Source organism: Rhizobium sp. LjRoot258, assembly GCF_964254185.1.
GTDB lineage: Bacteria > Pseudomonadota > Alphaproteobacteria > Rhizobiales > Rhizobiaceae > Rhizobium.
On record NZ_CAXUST020000001.1, the window covers coordinates 1,401,786 to 1,420,196 of the forward strand.

The window sequence follows — 18,411 nt, forward strand, 5'->3', positions numbered from 1 at the left end:
GCAAATGCCGATTTGATCGCGTCGTCGGATTTCTCACAGCCTTCTGCTGCGCTGCGGCAGATCCAGGTGTACCCGCTGCGCCGCACCGGTGACTTTTACTCAAATCATTGGAAGAGCGGGTAAAAGAATACGCGCCCGCGCAGGCTTTGGAATTTCTGTTTCTTCATTTGCCTGGCCGGACGGTGCATATTCCGGCAACTTCGAAATGGATTGATGATGCCTTCCAAGAGTGAACAACTGTCGGTGTTTCCTGCCTTCTTTCGCGTCGAGGGCAAGATCACGGCTGTCTTCGGCAATGGCGACGAAGCCTTTGCTAAGGTTCGTCTGCTGCTGAATACGCAGGCGAGGGTGGTTGCCTATGCCGATCGCCCCGAGGCTGATTATCACGCCTATCTGATCGCCAATCGCATCGAAACCGTGCGCGCCGGCTTTGTACCCGAGCAGGTCCGCAGGGCAACTCTTGTCTTTGCGTCGACAGGCGACGCGGCGCAGGATCGCGCCATCGTCGAGGCCGCACGCGCCGAGAAAGTGCCCGCCAACGCCGTCGATCAGCCTGACTATTGCGATTTCTTTACGCCTGCGCTTGTCAATCGCGCGCCGGTGGCTGTCGCAATCGGCACGGAAGGCGCTGGACCGGTGCTCGCACAGATGATACGCGCCCAGGTGGACCAGCTGCTTGCGCCGTCGCTGGGGCGTCTGGCCGATCTTGCCGCCAGCTATCGCAAAACCGTCGAGCATTTCGTGCCTAAGGGGGCTGCGCGCCGTCGGTTCTGGCGCCGTTTCTTCTCCGGCACGGTCGCAGACGCTGTCGCCAACGAGAACCTGCCGCAGGCGCGTCGTGAAGCCAATAGCCTGCTGCAGTCTGCAGAAAAGGTCGAGGGCCACGTGTGGCTGGTTGGTGCCGGGCCAGGCGCAGCGGACCTGTTGACGCTGCGCGCCCAGCGCGTGATGATGGAAGCCGATGTCATCGTCTATGATGCCCTCGTGCCGCAGGAAATTGTCGACATGGGCCGCCGCGACGCCGAGCGTCTTTCGGTCGGCAAGCGCAAGGGATGCCATTCGAAGTCGCAGGAGGAGATCAACGAGCTGCTCGTGCACCTTGGTCGCGAAGGCAAGCGTGTCGTTCGCCTGAAGTCCGGCGATCCGCTGGTCTACGGTCGGGCAGGGGAGGAAATGGCGGCTCTACGAGTTGCTGGCATTTCCTATGAAGTGGTGCCTGGTATTACCTCGGCATTCGCTGCCGCTGCCGACTTCGAGCTGCCTCTGACGCTGCGTGGCGTTGCGTCCTCGCTGGTTTTCACGACCGGCCACGATCTGACGGGCGATGTCTTGCCGGATTGGGCAAGCCTTGCGGTATCCGGTGCGACAATCGCCGTCTATATGGGCCGCACTGTTGCCGCCTCGGTAGCTGAACGCCTGATGCAGGCCGGCCTTCCCGCGGAAACGACCGTCGCCGTCGTCGAGAACGCCAGCCGCTCCGATCGCCGGCTGTTGCATGGGATTTTGCGGGATCTTCCCGACCTGCAGCACCGTAACGAGTTGACCGGCCCGGTCATGGTCATTATCGGCGATGCGGTCGCAGGTGCCAATTTCGAACTGTCGGAACCGCTGGTACGCGAACGCGCCCGGTCCGACGAATTTGCAAGGAGCTGAACATGGTAGACAAGGTTCTGACCGCCAACCGATTGACGGATGGTGTCGCCGTCTGGCTGAACGCCAATGGCGAATGGGTCACCTCGCTGCAGGACGCCCTCGTTGCTCGCCATGCTGAAGCCGTCGCGGCGCTGGAAGCGATTGGCAAGAAGTCCTATGCCGACAACGAAGTCGTCGACGTTGCCGTCGTCGAAGTTCAGGAGACCAACGGCGTGCTCTGGCCGCTGCGCCTTCGCGAGCGCATTCGTGCCCAGGGTCCGACCATGGAATACGCGCCGGGCTACAAGCCCGCCGACCCCGCATTCATCGCAGTCTGAGGAAGCAGATGTATCGTTACGACGAATTTGACCACGCTTTTGTCGCCGAGCGCGTCGAGCAGTTTCGCGACCAGGTGCAGCGCCGCCTTTCCGGCGAGCTCGCCGAGGACGCGTTCAAGCCGCTGCGCCTGATGAACGGCGTCTATCTGCAACTCCACGCCTATATGCTGCGCATCGCTATTCCCTACGGCACGCTGAGCCCTCGCCAAATGCGCATGCTCGCTCATGTCGCGCGCACTTATGACCGCGGTTATGGCCACTTCACCACGCGCCAGAACCTGCAGTTCAACTGGCCGAAGCTCTCCGACATGCCTGACGTGCTTGCCGAGCTTGCCACGGTCGAGATGCACGCGATTCAGACCTCGGGCAACTGCATCCGCAACGTCACGGCCGATCACTTCGCCGGCGCTGCCGCGGATGAAGTTGCCGATCCGCGTCCCTATGCGGAAATCCTGCGCCAGTGGTCATCCGTGCATCCGGAGTTCTCGTTCCTGCCGCGCAAGTTCAAGATTGCTGTTACCGGTGCCGAGCGCGACCGTGCTGCGATCCAGGTCCACGACATCGGCCTGCATCTGAAGAAGAACGACAAGGGCGAAATCGGCTTTGCCGTGTATGTCGGCGGCGGCCAGGGCCGCACGCCGATGATCGCCAAGCTGATCCGTGACTTTCTGCCGGAAGCGGATCTGCTATCCTATACGACCGCAGTCATGCGCGTGTATAACCTGCATGGCCGTCGCGACAACAAGTACAAGGCCCGCATCAAGATCCTCGTGCATGAAACCGGCGCGGAAGAATTGGCACGCCAGGTCGAGGCCGAATTCGCAGAGCTTAGGGATACCGAACTGAAGCTGCCCGAGCAGGACGTCGAAGCGATTGCGGCCTATTTCGCGCCGCCAGCTCTGCCCGATCGCGCCGAAGGCTGGGAGAACCTTGCCCGCTGGAAGAAGGCCGACCCGGCTTTTGCCCGCTGGGTGCAGCAGAACGTGCAGCCACACAAACATCCCGACTACGGCATGGTGACGATCTCGCTGAAGCCGATCGGCGGCATCCCAGGCGATGCTTCGGATAGCCAGATGGATGCCGTTGCAGATATCGCTGAGGAATACGCCTTCGACGAAATCCGCGTCAGCCACGAGCAGAACCTGATCCTGCCGCATGTGGCACTCGCCGACCTCGAAGCCGTCTATCGCGGTCTGGTAGCCATCGGCCTTGCGGAAGCCAATGCCGGTCTCATCACTGACATCATTGCCTGTCCCGGGCTGGACTACTGCGCGCTCGCCAATGCGCGCTCAATTCCTGTCGCGCAGGAAATCTCCAGGCGCTTCGGCGATCCGGCTCGTCAAGCCGAAATAGGCGAGCTGAAAATCAAGATATCCGGCTGCATCAATGCCTGCGGCCATCACCATGTCGGCCATATCGGCCTGCTTGGCGTGGAAAAGAAAGGCGCTGAGCTCTACCAGATCACGCTCGGCGGGTCAGGCGACGAGCACACGTCGATCGGCGAGATCATCGGTCGTGGCTTCGAGCCCGAGAAGGTGACCGATGCGATCGAAACGATCGTCAACACCTACCTCGCGATCCGCAAGGAACCATCAGAGATCTTCCTCGACACCTATCGCCGCGTCGGTCCACAGCCGTTCAAGGACGCGCTGTATGGTTCGGCGGCGGAAGCGGCGTAAGGAGGCGACGATGAGCAAGATCTGGAGAGAAACCGGCTTCGTCGAGAACGATCCCTGGGTGATCGAGACGGAAGAGGTGAAGGCAGGCGAGGCGCAGAAGCCACTTCTTGGCCTGGATGAGCTGATCGCCAAGGCCGACGAGAGCAATGAAGTCGGCTTCGGCGTGCTGATCAAGCCGGCGGACGATGTGCGCAAGCTCGAGCCATACCTTTATCGGCTTGAGATCGTCGCTGTCGCCTTTCCGGCGTTCAATGATGGTCGCGCGTTCAGCCATGCGTCGCTGCTGCGCGACCGCCTCGGATACACCAACGAACTGCGCGCCGTCGGCGACGTGCTGATCGATCAGATCCCGCTGATGCAGCGCGTCGGTATCGACAGCTTCGCGGTGAGCAATGAGACTGCGATAAAGCGTCTCACGGAGCGCCGCTTGCCGGGAATTCCGCATCATTATCAACCGGCTGTGCGTGACGCCGACGCCGGCAAGGGCTATAGTTGGCGCCGTCAGGCGAAGCCGGCTGCATAAGCGCCGGATCGCCGTCAATGAATTGACGGAACGGTGCAATGAAGACTTTTGAAATCGCGGTGATCGGCGGCGGGCTTGCCGGCATGATTGCCGCTATCGCCTTGGCACGCGGTGGACGCAACGTTGCTCTCGTTGCCCCGCCGTCGCCCAGCCAGGACCGGCGCACGACCGCGCTCATGGATCAGTCAATCCGTTTCCTCGACAGGCTGACACTTTGGGAAAAGCTGCGCCCGGTTGCCGCACCGCTTTCCACCATGCGGATCATCGACGGCACGAATCGCCTGCTGCGCGCACCGATCACCACCTTCCGGTCCGTCGAACTCGACCTAGAGACCTTCGGCTACAACTTCCCCAACAGGGCGCTGATGGAGGTGCTGGAGGCTGCGATTGCGGTTGAAGGCAATATCACGCGTTTCCCGTCTTTTGCCGACGTGATCGATATCGGCGCTGAGTCTGTGACCGTCACGCTCGCCGATGGCGAAATCCTCTCGGCGACTTTCGCGGTTGGCGCCGATGGGCGCAAGTCGACGCTCCGCGAAACCGCCGGTATCGATGTGCGCACATGGTCCTATCCGCAATCGGCCATGGTGTTGAACTTCGAACACTCGCTTCCGCATGAGAATATCTCGACCGAGTTCCATACGGAAAGCGGACCATTCACGCAGGTGCCGCTACCGGGCAACCGCTCCAGCCTCGTCTGGGTCCAGAACCCTTCCGACGCCGTTGCGCGCAACGAACTCTCGCTTGCCGAATTGAGCAATGTCGTCGAAGAGCGAATGCAGTCACTGCTCGGCAAGGTGGCCGTGGAGGAAGGTGTGCAACTCTGGCCGCTCTCCGGCATGATGGCACATCGCTCCGGCAAAGGGCGGATTGCCCTGATCGGAGAGGCTTCGCACATCTTCCCGCCGATCGGTGCACAAGGGCTCAACCTCAGCCTGCGCGATGTCATGGCGCTTTCGGATATTCTCTGCGCACGGCCCGAAATGCCGATCGCCGCCGATGCCGGTGACCGTTTCGATCGCAAGCGCCGCGCCGATATCATGACCCGCACGGCAAGCGTCGATCTCCTCAACCGCTCGTTGCTGTCCGATTTCCTGCCTGTTCAGGTGATGCGCGCTGCCGGCCTGCACATCCTGTCGGCACTCCCGCCACTGCGCAGCATCGTCATGCGCGAGGGCATCGAGCCCGGTCGCGGCTTTCGCGACATTCCCGGCGCCATCAAGGAAAAGCTAAGCCGGAAGAAAGCCTGATTTGATCGCAATCAGGATGAGCGAGACGGTCACGACGGAAAGGGCCGTGGTGATCAGGATTGTCGCCGAGGCGCGCTCCTGCCAGACGCCGTATTGCTGGCCGATGACGAAGACATTGGTTGCCGTCGGCAGGGCGGCGAGCAGTACCGCGGCATAGATCCAGATCGGCTCGACCAACCGCTGTCAGTGCGAGATAGACGACGATCGGGTGCACGATGAGCTTGGCCGGAATGATATAGCCGATCTCGGCGGGTATGCGCTTCAGCGGCCTAAGGGCCAGCGTGACGCCCATGGCAAACAAGGCGCAAGGCGCGGCGGCCTGCGCGAGATAATCAACGAAGCGCTGGAAGGCGAGCGGCTGATCGATGTGCAAGCCTGCGGCAACAAAGCCGAGCGCCGTCGACAGGATGAAGGGGTGAAAGGCCACTTTCCGAGCAATATCGATCGCCAGCCGCCCGGCGGAGGTACAACGGCTTTACGGTTGTTCCTGAAAGCAGGTGTGACGTCGTAGATCCTTCGATTTATGGGTCCATTCTTCGCGAATCTGGCAGCGGAGGCGACATTTCGGTTCATTGGGCTGCAGAGCGAGATGACCTGCTGGACAGGCTAATTGACCCTCCCGATGCTGCGGCCATAGCAGAGTTGGAGCGACGGCTAAGGGAAGACCAGCCTCCGATTTGAAATGTGCGTTGTTCTGAACGGAAAGGCGCCTGCCGTCGGCTGGCAAGTCCAACGCCGATGGGACCGCTCAGGTCAATAGCCACGTCAACGGTACCGGTGACATCACCCTGAAGTCGGGAAACGATACGCGTCTCGCGGGCGCGGTGGTCTCCGGCGACACGGTGACTGCCAATGTCGGTGGCGACCTGACGATCTTCTCCGTTCCCGACACCGGGGCAAGCTCCAACCACTCCGTTTCCGGTGGCTTCAGCCTGGGCGGCGGCCAGCTTCTTTCCGGCGTGCAGATCGGCGGCGGCCGAGGCTCCGGCGAAGCGAACTGGATCACTGAGCAGTCGGGTCTTCCACTGGGACGATGGACGTCACGGTCGGCGGCAATACCGATCTGGGCGCCGGCAAGATCATCTCCGAATCCGGCGACCTGAAACTCGATACCGGCACCCTGACCTATGGCAACTTCGATGGCCAGAAGGGCTTCACCGTGTCGTTTGCACGGCGCGGCTCGAAGGGAAGCGCACGGGAACACTTGACCCGCGGTGGTTCTGACGACGAATAGTCGCGACAATACCAAAAGGCAGTAGCGACTTGTTCCTGTCTGCATTGAGACGGTGTCTCTCGCGAGGCTCGGTCTAGGGGGACGGAGCCGTCGGCGCTTGCCGTTTCTGCAAGAGAATGTGGGCGACGCCGCTCGTTTGGGAGCGCATGTTCGATCGATCAGGCTCGCGACGACGCCTTGCTTCTGCTTTCAAAGTTCTCGCGCGGGTTAGATCCGGTGCTGGGCGTCGCCTCCAACGAGTTTTTGCGCCCCTATAGGCCCGCAAGGGCCTGAGCCGTGAGTAGCCGAGCTACCAAGCGGTACTGCTCGACGAGGAAATCATCATTGGTGAACCATTCGGCATAGGGCGCCATGCGAACTCCCTTCGTTTCAGAATCCTTGATTTTGCTCTGGCCGGCGAACATCAATCGTTTGCCATCCGATGAACGAACCATCTCAGCGCCGACGGTCATTGCAATCCCTCGCCCATCATTGGCGCCAACTGGAACGCTCAATGCGTGGTACACGTTAATCTTCAGCTCGGCGGACGCGCTTGATGCCGCGTCGGCTACGCGGTAACCCTTGGCAATGAGATCTTGCTTGGCTTGATCCTCGATTAGCTCGCGGAGGTTTGCACGCGAATCCACGACCTGCTGAAGACGAGATGTAGCCTCTGCCACCGTGGTGGGCACTTTCCCAGAACTTGCATTTACCTCACTTACGCTTGGCCCAAAGACAGTGGCTTTGGACAATTGCACAGGCGCCACATAGACGGAGCCTATGGAGGCCTTCCTCTGCGGATCAATGGTGGATGCGGCGCAAGCAGTAAGAGCAACCGCGACAAAGGCAACAAGACTGCGACGAAGCAATGGAATCTCCAAATTTTCAAAGTTGAATCGCAATACTACAGAAAAAGGTTATTCGGGGAGCACCTCAAAAACACACACGTTACGATGAACTGCTCGAATGGTGGGGTAGCGCGGACTACGATTTGACCGACGTCAGAACTGCAAACCTCAGCGATAACGTTGATGCTTTGATTCTGCGGCCCTCGGGGAATGCTTACGCCACAGCCAGCAGGTCGAGTGTGAAGCAACGGTCGAACTGGAGCCCTTCAACCGGCATGCCCCCAGTGCCGTCGAATGGCGGGAGCCACGGTTGCATACCTGACGAGCGGCGATGCTTTGCGCGTCGGCTAACCGATGAGCGAGGCAGGTCTGACAGAAGCGAAATGTTCCGCGTGTGTTCGCGACAGATGGCGCACGAACCATTTCGCCGGAAATTGCAGCGGCGTCCGGCTCGCCATTCCTAACTGTGAAGCGATCGATCTCGTCCTCTTAATATGCATGCTCAGGACCAAGCAGCTAAAGGCGGCGTCAAAGTAACATCGGCGACGTACTTCGGTAGTGGAAAGAATTCCTTGCTGACGACGCTTCTAATTAGCTCATTCCTGGTGACGCTGTTCAGGCCAGAGAATAGCGGCCGAGAGTTTCTGTCATTGTTGACCTGGCAGCTCGCGTCCGCTGTTCTTGCCTTTGGATTACTGGCCATCGCGAAGGTCAGGAGTGGTGAAGACTTAACCGGTTTGGTGAGCGAAAGAAAAACTCCTGAAACGCTGCCCATTCTGCTGCTTGTGGCGGTATCGGCAGTCATCGTGGTGAACAGCGTTGTTCCGTATATGGCCACAACATGCTCGGATATTCGTTGTGTCACCTTCGAGCAGGTCTTTGGATCTCTCAGTGGAGGATTTCAGCCCTTCTACATGCTGAATTTTTTCTGCGGCCTTCTGCTTTTGTCGGGAGGCCTACACGTCGCACGCGTTCTTCTCAAAAAGACTGAGGTTGACCGACGCCGGCGAACTGATGACGAGTCTGAAGCGCGCATCACAAGGAAAACGAAAATGAAGCCGAAGGATGATGAAATTGGTCACGTTACTCTGGCCGATGTCAATATTTTTAAAGACCTTGGCTTTGATCCTCAAGAGGCGGCATCACTTCAGGCGGAATCCGACGCTCAGATCGACGGCATGATCGAAATCAAAGAGAATTTGGAGACGGTTCTCAGAGGATGATACGTGGATCGAGCTGAAGGAAGCCGTAATCGAAGGTACGATGTGCTTCGTAGATGCGGATGAGGCGCTAGCTGCTCGTCGGAGCCACAAGGGAGGCATGAAACCGTGACAGAGGTACCGACCGAAGTTGAATTAGCAACCGCGCCCATCGTCGAAGGTTGGCTTCACGAGAGACCGACCGACAACCGGCCCTGGCTGTACGGATGGTTTTTCGGCCATCCTGATATCGAGGATGGCGATCATGGACACACGTCCCCCATCGTAGAAATGGACAAAGCTACGCCGCCGCGCTGGGTTCGGACGGACAACCGCTTGTATCGCCTCGGGGTGTCATATCCCCCAGCCGAGCGCGAGATTCGTTACTGGGCGCAGAAGCTACGCCGTCGGAGAATGCTGCCACTTGGCGATGCCCCCGGAGGTGGTAACGACATCGAGGCCATGATTGCCTTCATCCGAGCTGCGAAGCCTTTCCGCGAGGCCAAGCTGGCTAGGATGGAGCAGGCCTACCGTGAAGAGCAGGAGCGCCTAGCAGAGACCTTCGGCATCGGGTCCGTTGTCAACGGTAGCTAGCATTTTAGGGCGAGGGGTCTTTCCAGCCCTCGCTGCCCGATCCCGCCTACTTCAGCAATTCTTCGTGGCCTCGTCCGGACCAGTAATCTCTCATCTGTGAATTCGGGGATTTACGAAATCCAGCCCCGAACTCCAGCATCTCTCTGGCAGTCATCCTGACTAAGCCCGCCGATGCCAAGAATTTGAAGATGCACGCGATCTCGAAAGGTGGCGTCCGGAATCGTGTCCAGAGTAACCGGTGTTTCGTTCCCACGTTGCCGGTGGCGTCATGATGAAGGCGCGGATCGTTCGGAAAGCATGCGACCGGTGACGCTTCACACGCGCACTAACAAACCGAATCTCGCCGTCCCGGCAAGCTGAGGCCATGGTGATCGCGTTCATCAGCTTGGCAACATCGATTGCAACAAAAGCGTCTCTATAGTCTTCTCTGGCTCTTCCCCGTGTGATGAGGATCGGCGTATCAATCGGTTTCTGCACTTTAAAGGTGCTACAGCTACACTTTCGATCCAGGGGGAAACGTAGAAATGTCAAGCATACGGACCGCATCGGTGATGCTTTTGCCTTTGCTCACTGCTCCGGCCGCGTTCGCCGTCCTCACACCGGGAGAGCGCTCCCTTGCCGACGACGCGACGTCCATCAAAGAATACTTCATAGCGAAGAACCCTAAAGACGGGCATGCCCAATTTCAAAACACCAACATCCATCTGATATACGGGTGCATCTTTGCGAGGGGTGTTGATCCCACTGTTGTCGATCTCGACGCGACCATCGGTCAGGAAGATGCAGAGGCCGTCCCAGGATTTGGCGATATAGGCGAAAGCTTCGCCAAGCGGCGACTTGCCAGCGACGCGGGCACGATGGTGGGTGAGCCAGGTCCGCCTGTCCGCGATCAATGGTGCTGAGCGTTCCTGGCTTCCAGCAAGGCGAGCTTCAGGGAAAAGACCGCGCAGCTCAGCTTCGATCCGATACAGTTCGCCGATCCGCTTTACGCCTTCCTCCGCAATCGGCGCAGAGCCAGTACGAGTAATCTCGACCAGCTTGCGCCGGGCATGTGCCCAACAATAGGAAAGCTTGATGTCGGGACCGACGCGGTCCGGTGCGATCAGGCGATTATATCCGGCGTAACCGTCCCACTTGGAGGATGCCCGCGAACCCCTGCAATATCCGTTCGGCATGCTGCCCGCCACGACCGGTGGCGTAGGTGAAGGCGACGCCAGGTGGAGCACCACCGCACCAAGGGCGGTCATCACGAGCCAACGCCCAGAAGTAGCCGGTCTTGGTTTTACGAGAGCCGGGATCAAGCACAGGCGCTCGGGTCTCGTCCATGAAGAGCTTGGTCGAGCGCTTCAGGTCGGCAATCAGAGCAGCGAAGACCGGACGAAGTTCGAAAGCTGCCCGGCCAACCCAATCCGCAAGTGTGGAGCGGTCGAGGTCAATACCTTGCCGGCTCATGATCTGGGCCTGCCTGTAAAGTGGCAGATGATCGGCGTATTTGGATACCAGCACATGTGCGATGGTCGCCTCGGTTGGCAACCCGGCTTGGATCAGTCGTGCTTGGGCCGGTGCTTGGGCAATCCCGTCTGTACAAGCGCGACAGGCATATTTGGGGCGGCGGGTGACGATGACGCGGAACTGGGCCGGTATAACATCCAACCGCTCGGATACGTCCTCGCCGATGCAATGCAGGCCTCCACCGCAAGCGCAGACTCAGGCTTCGGGCGAGTGGCCTCTTTGATCGACGGCTCCGAAACGGGCGGATCGATGAGCACCGCTGCGAACTCCACTGCGTCCTCCGGCGCGGGCAGCACGAGCTTGCCCTGCCATGCCATCGTTCGCCAGGTCGACAAGTGGTTCGGCTTCAATCCATAGCGAGCCGCCACCTCGTTCACCATGACACCGGGCCGCAAGCTCTCCGAAACGATCTGCGCTTTGACTTCATCCGGCCAATGCCGGTGAACCTCCCGTCCAGACCTCCTGGCCGTGAGAACGTCCAATGTAGCCTCCATGGAGAATTTCGTTCGTCCATGGAAAGTCGATCACAGATCAGGGCGACGAAGACAACGTGGGGGGTGGAACATCGGTTACTGTCCAGATCGAGGATATGCATGTCGCCGTCGCCAATGGCCTCTCGAAGCATCAAGTTCGGCAGGATCAGGACAGGCATCCACCCACACATTCTAGTCGCCCTAGCGAACTACGGCTCGTGGGAAGTTCTTTAGCACAGCACTCCAAAGGCCCTAAGGGTCGGCTTTCAAACACAAATGCCCGCCGCGACATTTCTATTGCAGCAAGGTGTACGGTCTTGCGGGCACCGCGCTATTTCTGAGGAGCCCACGCAATTGTTCCAATGCAAATTTCTGCGGGGGCGATTTCGGCTTAGCCGATTTTCATCAGGATTGGAAAGGTCTGCTGGAACCAGATTGCCACGTCACTGACGAAACCGAACATGAAAGCGAGGCCGGTCAGGATGAGGAACGCGCCCATGACTTTCTCGACCGTTCCGAGATGCCGGCGGAAGCGCGTCAGAAAGCCCATGAAGGCACCGGAAAAGCCAGCGGCAATCCAAAACGGGATGGCAAGGCCGAGGGAATAGACGGCGAGGAGCCCGGCACCCGAGCCAACCGTTTCCCGCGAGGCTGCGACGCCAAGGATCGCACCGAGCACCGGGCCGATGCAGGGTGTCCAGCCGAAAGCGAAGGCTAGGCCCATGACATAGGCACCCGTCAACGTCGCCGGCTTGCCGCTGCCCTGAAAGCGCGCCTCGCGGGCCAGAATTCCAATTCGGAAGACCCCGAGGAAATTCAACCCCATGACGATGATGATCAGGCCACCGATCTTTGCCAGGAGATCGAGATGCTGGCGAAGCGCCATGCCGATGCTGGATGCACCAGCCCCGAGCGCCACGAAAACGGTGGCGAAACCGAGCGTGAAGAAAAGCGCTGAAAACAGCACGCCCCGCCGCGCATCCGGGGCAACGGCGACGGCGCTGCCGCCGCGGAACTGCTCGACGGAAATGCCGGCCATATAGCAGAGATAGGGTGGAACGAGAGGCAGGACGCAAGGAGACAGGAACGATAGCGCGCCGGCAAATAGGGCGCTCAACAAGGAAATATCGGCGATCGACACTTAGGGACTCCGGCGGCAGGCAATCATCCGCGAAGTCCTATCGCAGCCTAGGCATCGGGGCCAATCACCTTTTTGCGCTTCTCTTTGAAAAGAGCCTCCTGGAATGCTGGCGCGCAGTCTGCGCACCAGAGATCAACGGGATCACACGCCGTCGGCGACGACGGATTAGCGGTCGCGGCAGACGGTCCTGTATTTGGTGATGTAGTGATGATGGCTCTTCTTCTGGTAGGGCTGCTCCCAGCATACCTGCCGGGATGCATAACGCGGACGATCATAATCGTCGTCGTCGTCGTCGTAGGCATAGCGCGGGCCGTGTCTGTAGTAGCGGGGCGGGGGCGGATCGTCATAGTAGCGCGGTCCGCCGGAGCCGAATTCGAAGTATACGCCGTCCGCGAAAGCCGGTGCGCTCACAAGCAGCGTCGCAAGTCCGGCAGCTGCAACAATAAGCTTTCTCATGATCGGTCTCCATCTGTATCTGCTGATGTAACGCCCTTGGAGCGCTATTGGTTCGGCAGATTAGATTTGGCGAATGAATGCGCACTGAAACCGGCGTTCATGTTCCAGTCATGTGCGAGACGAACACAGAGAGTTATGATTCGATGGAGCTTGCACCGCACGGCCGGGCGTCAAACGCATCGGAGACTGAATGCGGTGAAAGACAGTCGCACACAATTCTGCAACGTGCGGGATCACATTCTGACAAAATAGAAGTGTCTGCGGTCCGCCGTCATCGGTGCCGCAATCGGCTTCGCGAGGCGGACAAACGCCACGGCTCAATGATCAGCATCCGAGACATGGGGAATATGCAGTATGTGGCCATCGAGCAGGAGGAGGAAATGTTCTTCATCGAGCCGATTCACGATCTCACCGTCCTCCGTCATATAATCGGTCTTGGGCGAAGCCGCGTTCTGTCCAGAAATCCTGATCTGCTGAATGACAACGTAGGTTTTCCCTCCGTCGTCCTGACACCGAAACCGCCTTTCCTCTCTATAGTTCGACATGGCTTGGCCTCCATCGCATCAAGAGCAATCTTTGCCGCCATCGATGCGATTTCAAGGCCCGCCGATTATTTCGGACGATTTGACGCGAGCGAACAGATTGACACGTCCGTGCTGACACGCAGTTTGGGATGCCCGCCAGCGACGGGTCCTCAGCAGCGTTCAAACCGGAAGCATCAGGCCCGGCTTGGTATATGGCTGCGAACCATCAATGAAACTAACGGGACGCAGCGTTTGCGACACGATTGCCGGCGTTCTGGGTGGCATTGACGGTATTGGCCGCATCGCGCCCGACGCCCTTGATCGTGTTTGCGCACGAGCTCAATGCAATGAGCAGGCATAAGGCAGCAGTAACTTTGGCGGTGATCGTCATTGGGGCGTTTCCTAGTTGAAGACGATAGGTAATGCGCCAGACCGCAAGTTGTTCAAAACGAACCGGAATCGCATTCAGCCAGTCCAGGAAATGAGGGCGAGAGGGAGTGTCCACAAGGAAAAGCCCGGCGGGATAGTATCCACCGGGCCTTTTGGACCTACATAAGCGATGCTGGTCCGGCAGCGCGGATTTCAAACGCTGCACTCCTTTAACGAAGAACGCGACCAAAGGTTCCCACAAATACTATGCCGAAGCCCAAGCTTACGGCGCGTGCCATGCGGCCTTGAATGGTTCCCTCTGGTAGGCTCGGCACGGGCGGCCTTAGCGATATCGCCGGTCATGGCAGGGGTGATCATTTGCGGGCCCCGCACGCTTTGCGCTCAAAGGGCTCGCAAGCGCGGCGGAAGCCAAGCTGCCGCGATGGCGTGTTTGAGGGCATCGAATTTCACGCTTCCTTCTCATAACGGAACGTCATTTCTTTTGTTCACTAATTTTATAGACAATATTCGATGCAATAACGAAGGAGAGATATATGTCGCTGCGATTGGTGGGCATTGCCGGTAGCTTCAACCGTCCGTCCAAGACCTATGCCCTGGTCGAGCATATTGCCGGGCTTGCCGCTGCAAACTACGGCTTTTCCTCGAAGATCTACGATCTCAAAGACGTCGGCCCATCATTGGGCACTGCCCTGTGGCGCAGCGACCTCGATGAACAGGCCCGCCAGGTTCTCGATGATATCGTCAAGGCGGATGTCCTGGTTGTCGGCTCGCCAACCTACAAAGGATCTTATCCCGGCCTTTTCAAGCATCTGATCGATCTTATCGAGCCGAGCGAACTCCGCTCCAAGCCGATCATCATCTCTGCGACCGGTGGCGGGGATCGCCATGCCCTGATTGTCGAGCATCAACTGCGGCCACTGTTCGGCTTCTTCATGGCCCACACACTGCCGACGGCCGTCTATGCCTCGGACCGCGATTTCGTTGACTACAAAGTCGTCTCCGAGGCGCTGTCTGGCCGCATCGGCTCTGTCGTCGATGAGTTGGCTGCCTTCTCCTTCCTCCCGTCGGTAAAGGCCACGCTTCAGGCCGCCGAGTGAGATCTGGGGGAATGGTGACATGGACAGTGCGGAGAAGACTGCGATGGGAAGCGAGCTTTGGAGCGTCTTCGACTTTGCTCGTCGTTATCGGCTGACGGTGCGCGAGCAAAACCGTCTGCTGATGCTGTTCGGCCCCGTCGCCAGCGCCGCGGACTTGCTTTCGAATGCGAGGCGCAACCAGTTGATCTGACAAGGTGAGCAAGGAGGAACCGATGCTGCAGTCTTTTCTTTTATGGCTCCGGTGGGCCTTCCTCGGGCCTCCCCAACCGACGGCGAGCGAACCGCGGATCGAGCTGCATAGTGACGGCGAGCCGACGGCCCGCGACTATGAAATCTACTATTGGAACCCATCTCCGGGGCCCTGGTACTGAGGGATCGTCATGGCCGTTTTCGACGATCGCCGCATCGCTCCGCGAAGCCGGCGTGCAGGTGTTGTGGCAGATATGGCCGCGTCTGTGGCCACGGTGCTCGCCTTCGGGTTCCTCTTCGCGATCACTCTCGGCGTTCTCTAAAAACAGATAGCTCACACGACGCGATTAGGATTGATGATGACGCCAGCACTTGTTCTTCCCGGGCTCTTCGGATCAGAGGATGCGCATTGGCAAACCGCCTGGCTGCGGGATCATCCCGAAAGTCGCCTCGTCCATCAGGACAACTGGGATCATCCGCACCTGAGTATCTGGCGGGCAAGGCTCGAGGCCGTGCTCGAAGAGGTCGGCGAGGCCTACATCGTGGCCCATAGCTTAGGATGCCTGCTTGCAGCGAGCCTCGCCGGGCGGCCTGCCGCAGCACGGGTGAGGGGAGCGCTCCTTGTGGCGCCGTGCGATCTGCCGGCGACCGACAAGCTTCATCCCCGCCAGATTGCTTTCGGCACGATGCCGACGGCTGAGCTGCCGTTTCCGAGCATCATCGTCGGCAGCCTGAACGATCATTACATGTCGCTCGACCGCCTGACGCTCTTTGCCCGTCTCTGGGGCAGCGAGTTGCGCAACGCTGGTCTGGCCGGACACATCAATGTCGCCAGCGGCTATGGCCGTTGGCCGGGCGGCTACCGTGTTTTCGAAGCGCTGAAAGCCAGGACTCGCCATCTCGATAAGATACCGCAGAAAAAGCCGTCTCTCAGCAGAGCGATCTCGTCCGCGTGGTAGAGGATCTCATGGCGCCGCCAAGCCGATCATCGACGATATCGGGTGAAACTCGCCGGCGGACACTTCGTCATCTTGTGTCGGTTCTCCTCGAATATGCGCATGATCTGGACCACCAATCCGACGCGCCTAAGATCGAGAAGCTCTGTCAAATCATCAACAGAACGAGCGTGGATATTGCTGCGGCTGACAAGGCGAGATTTTCCGCTATCCTTCATCAGGCGACCGTTTTGACGCAGGTGCTTGAACAGCGGCTGAAAACGGCTAGACAATTCACCCGTCATTGAAAACCGACGCCATTTTTACCAACTAGGGTCAACGCTCATGAGCCTCCGCATCAACGACATTGCACCTGATTTTACCGCTGACACCACGCAGGGTCCCATCCAGTTTCACGACTGGATCGGTGATGGCTGGGCGGTGCTCTTCTCGCACCCAAAGAACTTTACGCCGGTTTGCACGACCGAGCTTGGAGCGATGGCAGGACTGGAGCCCGAATTCCGCCAGCGCGGCGCCAAGATCATCGGCATCTCCGTGGATCCTGTGGAAAGCCACAGCAAGTGGAAGAATGACATCAAGACGGCGACCGGCTTCGATGTCGAGTATCCGTTGATCGGCGACAATGACCTGAAGGTCGCCAAGCTCTACGACATGCTGCCCGCTGGAGCCGGAGAAACGTCGGAGGGGCGCACGCCGGCCGACAATGCGACCGTCCGTTCGGTCTTCATCATTGGTCCCGACAAGAAGATCAAGCTGATCCTCACCTATCCGATGACGACGGGCAGAAACTTCAACGAGATCCTCCGCGCGATCGATTCCATCCAGCTGACAGCAAAGCATCAGGTTGCGACGCCGGCGAACTGGCAGCAGGGCGAGGATGTCATCATCACGGCTGCCGTCTCGAACGAGGACGCGGCAACCCGCTTCGGTTCGTTTGACACGGTATTACCGTACCTGCGCAAGACCAAGCAGCCGCAGGCTTAATATTCGGGCAGGGGCAGGCATGGGACGGGAGGGCTTGATGGCACAGGAGCGGCAATTGCACCTCGGCGCCTTCATGCGCCCTGTCAGCCTGCATGCAGGGGCCTGGCGCTACCCCGGCGCCTATCCAGACGCGAACTTCAACTTCAAGCACTTGAAGGAGTTTGCGCAGAAGCTGGAGGCGGCGAAATTCGACGCCTTCTTCATGGCTGACCACCTGGCAGTGCTCAACATGCCCGTGGAGGCTCTGAAGAGAAGCCAGACGGTAACCTCCTTCGAGCCGTTCACGCTGCTGTCGGCGCTTGCCGCCGTCACTGACCGGATCGGCCTCATTGCGACCGCCTCGACGACCTTCGACGAGCCCTATCACGTTGCTCGCCGCTTCGCCTCTCTCGACCATATCAGCGCCGGGCGGGCGGGTTGGAACATCGTAACGACGGCCAATCCCGATGCCGCGCTGAATTTCGGCCTCGAGGAACATGTCGAGCATGGCGAGCGCTATCATCGCGCCCGCGAATTCTACGACGTCGTCACCGGCCTCTGGGACAGTTTCGCCGACGACGCTTTTACGCGCGATGTCGAAAGTGGCCAGTTCTTCGATCCTGCCAGAATGCATGTCCTCAATCACAAGGGCGAGGAGCTTAGCGTGCGCGGCCCGCTCAACATCGCCCGCCCGCCGCAGGGCTGGCCGGTGATCGTGCAGGCGGGGCAGTCCGAGCCGGGCCGCCAGCTTGCCGCCGAGACAGCAGAAGTTGTCTTCTGTTCGCCTCGCGACCTACCGGCCGCGCAGGCGCTCTATGCCGATATCAAGGGGCGCATGACCGCGATCGGCCGGGATCCTCACACCCTCAAGATTCTGCCGGCCGCCTTCATCGTTGTCGGCGACAGCGTTGAGGAGGCGCGCGCGAAGCGGGCGCGTCTCGATAGCCTCGTTCACTATGACAGCGCCATCGCCTCGCTCTCGATCGCTCTTGGTCACGATGCTTCGGGCTTCGATCCGGATGCGCCGCTGCCTGATATAGCGGAGACGAATGCCAGCAAGACCGGCCGCGCGCAGGTGCTGAAGCTTGCCCGAGAAGAACAGTTGACCGTTCGCCAGCTCGCGCAGCGCTATGGCGGCTACTCCGGCCTTGCGTTCGTAGGAACGCCGGAAACGATTGCCGACCAGATGAAGAAATGGTTGGTGGAGCGCGGCAGCGACGGTTTCAATGTCGTCTTCCCGTATCTTCCCCAAGGTCTCGGCGATGTCGTCGATCGGCTCGTACCCGAGCTGCAGCGGCGAGGGATTTTCAGGCAGGATTACGAGGGCACGACACTGCGTGAGCACCTTGGCCTTCCTCGACCCACCAACAGATTTTTTGCAAGTCCCTGAACCGCGATAGATGGCGGAAGAGATGTCGGACGAATTGTGCTGTA

At 59.4% G+C, this 18,411-nt stretch carries 20 protein-coding genes and 3 pseudogenes; 15 read left to right on the forward strand and 8 right to left on the reverse strand.

Annotated elements, in window-relative coordinates; genetic code table 11:
• The first annotated feature begins 216 nt into the window (after positions 1-216).
• The 5 genes from cysG to ACSQ9D_RS07075 are packed head-to-tail and all read left to right on the forward strand — an operon-like array spanning position 217 to position 5,422.
• Positions 217-1,653 (forward strand): siroheme synthase CysG, encoded by a 1,437-nt coding sequence (gene cysG, locus ACSQ9D_RS07055; protein ID WP_436283784.1) that lies wholly within the window; start codon positions 217-219, stop codon positions 1,651-1,653.
• 2 nt (positions 1,654-1,655) lie between these two features.
• The gene (locus ACSQ9D_RS07060; protein WP_037117850.1) at positions 1,656-1,970 is read left to right on the forward strand and encodes a DUF2849 domain-containing protein; all 315 of its coding nucleotides are present in this window, start codon (positions 1,656-1,658) and stop codon (positions 1,968-1,970) included.
• Between the two features lie 8 nt (positions 1,971-1,978).
• Positions 1,979-3,649, forward strand: coding sequence for a nitrite/sulfite reductase (locus ACSQ9D_RS07065; RefSeq protein WP_436281645.1), 1,671 nt, complete (start codon positions 1,979-1,981; stop codon positions 3,647-3,649).
• A 10-nt stretch (positions 3,650-3,659) separates the two neighbouring features.
• Positions 3,660-4,172, forward strand: coding sequence for a DUF934 domain-containing protein (locus ACSQ9D_RS07070; RefSeq protein WP_037117855.1), 513 nt, complete (start codon positions 3,660-3,662; stop codon positions 4,170-4,172).
• Positions 4,173-4,210: 38 nt separating this feature from the next.
• Positions 4,211-5,422, forward strand: a complete 1,212-nt coding sequence (locus tag ACSQ9D_RS07075) for a UbiH/UbiF family hydroxylase (RefSeq protein ID WP_436281646.1) — start codon at positions 4,211-4,213, stop codon at positions 5,420-5,422.
• Here the strand turns inward: ACSQ9D_RS07075 and ACSQ9D_RS07080 are convergent.
• Positions 5,402-5,885 (reverse strand): annotated as a pseudogene (locus tag ACSQ9D_RS07080) (AEC family transporter); the annotation flags it as partial. The gene ACSQ9D_RS07075 and the pseudogene ACSQ9D_RS07080 sit on opposite strands and share 21 nt — an antisense overlap.
• A gap of 247 nt (positions 5,886-6,132) precedes the next feature.
• On the opposite strand from ACSQ9D_RS07080, the gene ACSQ9D_RS07085 reads away from it, so the two are divergent.
• Together ACSQ9D_RS07085 and ACSQ9D_RS07090 are read left to right on the forward strand one after the other, a co-directional pair.
• Positions 6,133-6,525, forward strand: a complete 393-nt coding sequence (locus ACSQ9D_RS07085; protein ID WP_436283785.1) for a hemagglutinin repeat-containing protein — start codon at positions 6,133-6,135, stop codon at positions 6,523-6,525.
• Entirely contained in the window at positions 6,456-6,656 is a 201-nt protein-coding gene (locus ACSQ9D_RS07090; protein WP_436281647.1) for a hypothetical protein, read from the forward strand. The genes ACSQ9D_RS07085 and ACSQ9D_RS07090 overlap by 70 nt, the downstream gene beginning before the upstream one ends.
• A 251-nt stretch (positions 6,657-6,907) precedes the next feature.
• On the opposite strand, the gene ACSQ9D_RS07095 is transcribed toward ACSQ9D_RS07090, so the two are convergent.
• On the reverse strand, positions 6,908-7,504 hold the full coding sequence (locus ACSQ9D_RS07095) for a hypothetical protein (protein ID WP_436281648.1): 597 nt from the start codon (positions 7,502-7,504) through the stop codon (positions 6,908-6,910).
• Positions 7,505-8,055: 551 nt separating this feature from the next.
• Here ACSQ9D_RS07095 and ACSQ9D_RS07100 point away from each other — a divergent pair.
• Both ACSQ9D_RS07100 and ACSQ9D_RS07105 read left to right on the forward strand, forming a co-directional pair.
• Positions 8,056-8,706 carry a hypothetical protein gene (locus ACSQ9D_RS07100; protein WP_436281649.1) on the forward strand — a complete coding sequence of 217 codons (651 nt, stop codon included), beginning with the start codon at positions 8,056-8,058 and terminating at the stop codon, positions 8,704-8,706.
• Positions 8,707-8,811: 105 nt separating this feature from the next.
• Complete coding sequence (locus tag ACSQ9D_RS07105) at positions 8,812-9,276, forward strand: hypothetical protein (RefSeq protein WP_436281650.1); 465 nt, start codon at positions 8,812-8,814, stop codon at positions 9,274-9,276.
• Positions 9,277-10,013: 737 nt separating this feature from the next.
• On the opposite strand, the pseudogene tnpC reads toward ACSQ9D_RS07105, so the two are convergent.
• From tnpC to ACSQ9D_RS07135, 6 genes and pseudogenes are all read right to left on the reverse strand, one after another.
• Positions 10,014-10,980 (reverse strand): annotated as a pseudogene (tnpC, locus tag ACSQ9D_RS07110) (IS66 family transposase); the annotation flags it as partial.
• A gap of 146 nt (positions 10,981-11,126) precedes the next feature.
• Positions 11,127-11,282, reverse strand: a pseudogene (locus tag ACSQ9D_RS07115) (transposase); the annotation flags it as partial.
• A gap of 370 nt (positions 11,283-11,652) precedes the next feature.
• Positions 11,653-12,402 carry a cytochrome c biogenesis CcdA family protein gene (locus tag ACSQ9D_RS07120; RefSeq protein ID WP_436281651.1) on the reverse strand — a complete coding sequence of 250 codons (750 nt, stop codon included), beginning with the start codon at positions 12,400-12,402 and terminating at the stop codon, positions 11,653-11,655.
• Between the two features lie 165 nt (positions 12,403-12,567).
• A complete protein-coding gene (locus ACSQ9D_RS07125) occupies positions 12,568-12,858 on the reverse strand; it encodes a hypothetical protein (protein WP_436281652.1) in 291 nt (96 codons plus the stop codon).
• A 317-nt stretch (positions 12,859-13,175) separates the two neighbouring features.
• Positions 13,176-13,403: a hypothetical protein gene (locus tag ACSQ9D_RS07130; protein ID WP_024316999.1), complete on the reverse strand. Its 228-nt coding sequence runs from the start codon at positions 13,401-13,403 to the stop codon at positions 13,176-13,178.
• A gap of 214 nt (positions 13,404-13,617) precedes the next feature.
• Complete coding sequence (locus ACSQ9D_RS07135; RefSeq protein WP_436283786.1) at positions 13,618-13,773, reverse strand: entericidin; 156 nt, start codon at positions 13,771-13,773, stop codon at positions 13,618-13,620.
• Between the two features lie 532 nt (positions 13,774-14,305).
• On the opposite strand from ACSQ9D_RS07135, the gene msuE reads away from it, so the two are divergent.
• From msuE to ACSQ9D_RS07165, 6 genes are all read left to right on the forward strand, one after another.
• The gene (gene msuE, locus ACSQ9D_RS07140; RefSeq protein ID WP_436281653.1) at positions 14,306-14,869 is read left to right on the forward strand and encodes an FMN reductase; all 564 of its coding nucleotides are present in this window, start codon (positions 14,306-14,308) and stop codon (positions 14,867-14,869) included.
• A gap of 19 nt (positions 14,870-14,888) precedes the next feature.
• Positions 14,889-15,059, forward strand: coding sequence for a hypothetical protein (locus tag ACSQ9D_RS07145; RefSeq protein ID WP_436281654.1), 171 nt, complete (start codon positions 14,889-14,891; stop codon positions 15,057-15,059).
• A 190-nt stretch (positions 15,060-15,249) separates the two neighbouring features.
• Positions 15,250-15,381 carry a hypothetical protein gene (locus ACSQ9D_RS07150; protein WP_436281655.1) on the forward strand — a complete coding sequence of 44 codons (132 nt, stop codon included), beginning with the start codon at positions 15,250-15,252 and terminating at the stop codon, positions 15,379-15,381.
• A gap of 36 nt (positions 15,382-15,417) precedes the next feature.
• Positions 15,418-16,017 (forward strand): RBBP9/YdeN family alpha/beta hydrolase, encoded by a 600-nt coding sequence (locus ACSQ9D_RS07155; protein ID WP_436281656.1) that lies wholly within the window; start codon positions 15,418-15,420, stop codon positions 16,015-16,017.
• 321 nt (positions 16,018-16,338) lie between these two features.
• On the forward strand, positions 16,339-16,998 hold the full coding sequence (locus tag ACSQ9D_RS07160) for a peroxiredoxin (RefSeq protein ID WP_436281657.1): 660 nt from the start codon (positions 16,339-16,341) through the stop codon (positions 16,996-16,998).
• A 37-nt stretch (positions 16,999-17,035) separates the two neighbouring features.
• Positions 17,036-18,367, forward strand: coding sequence for an LLM class flavin-dependent oxidoreductase (locus ACSQ9D_RS07165; protein ID WP_436281658.1), 1,332 nt, complete (start codon positions 17,036-17,038; stop codon positions 18,365-18,367).
• Positions 18,368-18,411: the final 44 nt, after the last annotated feature.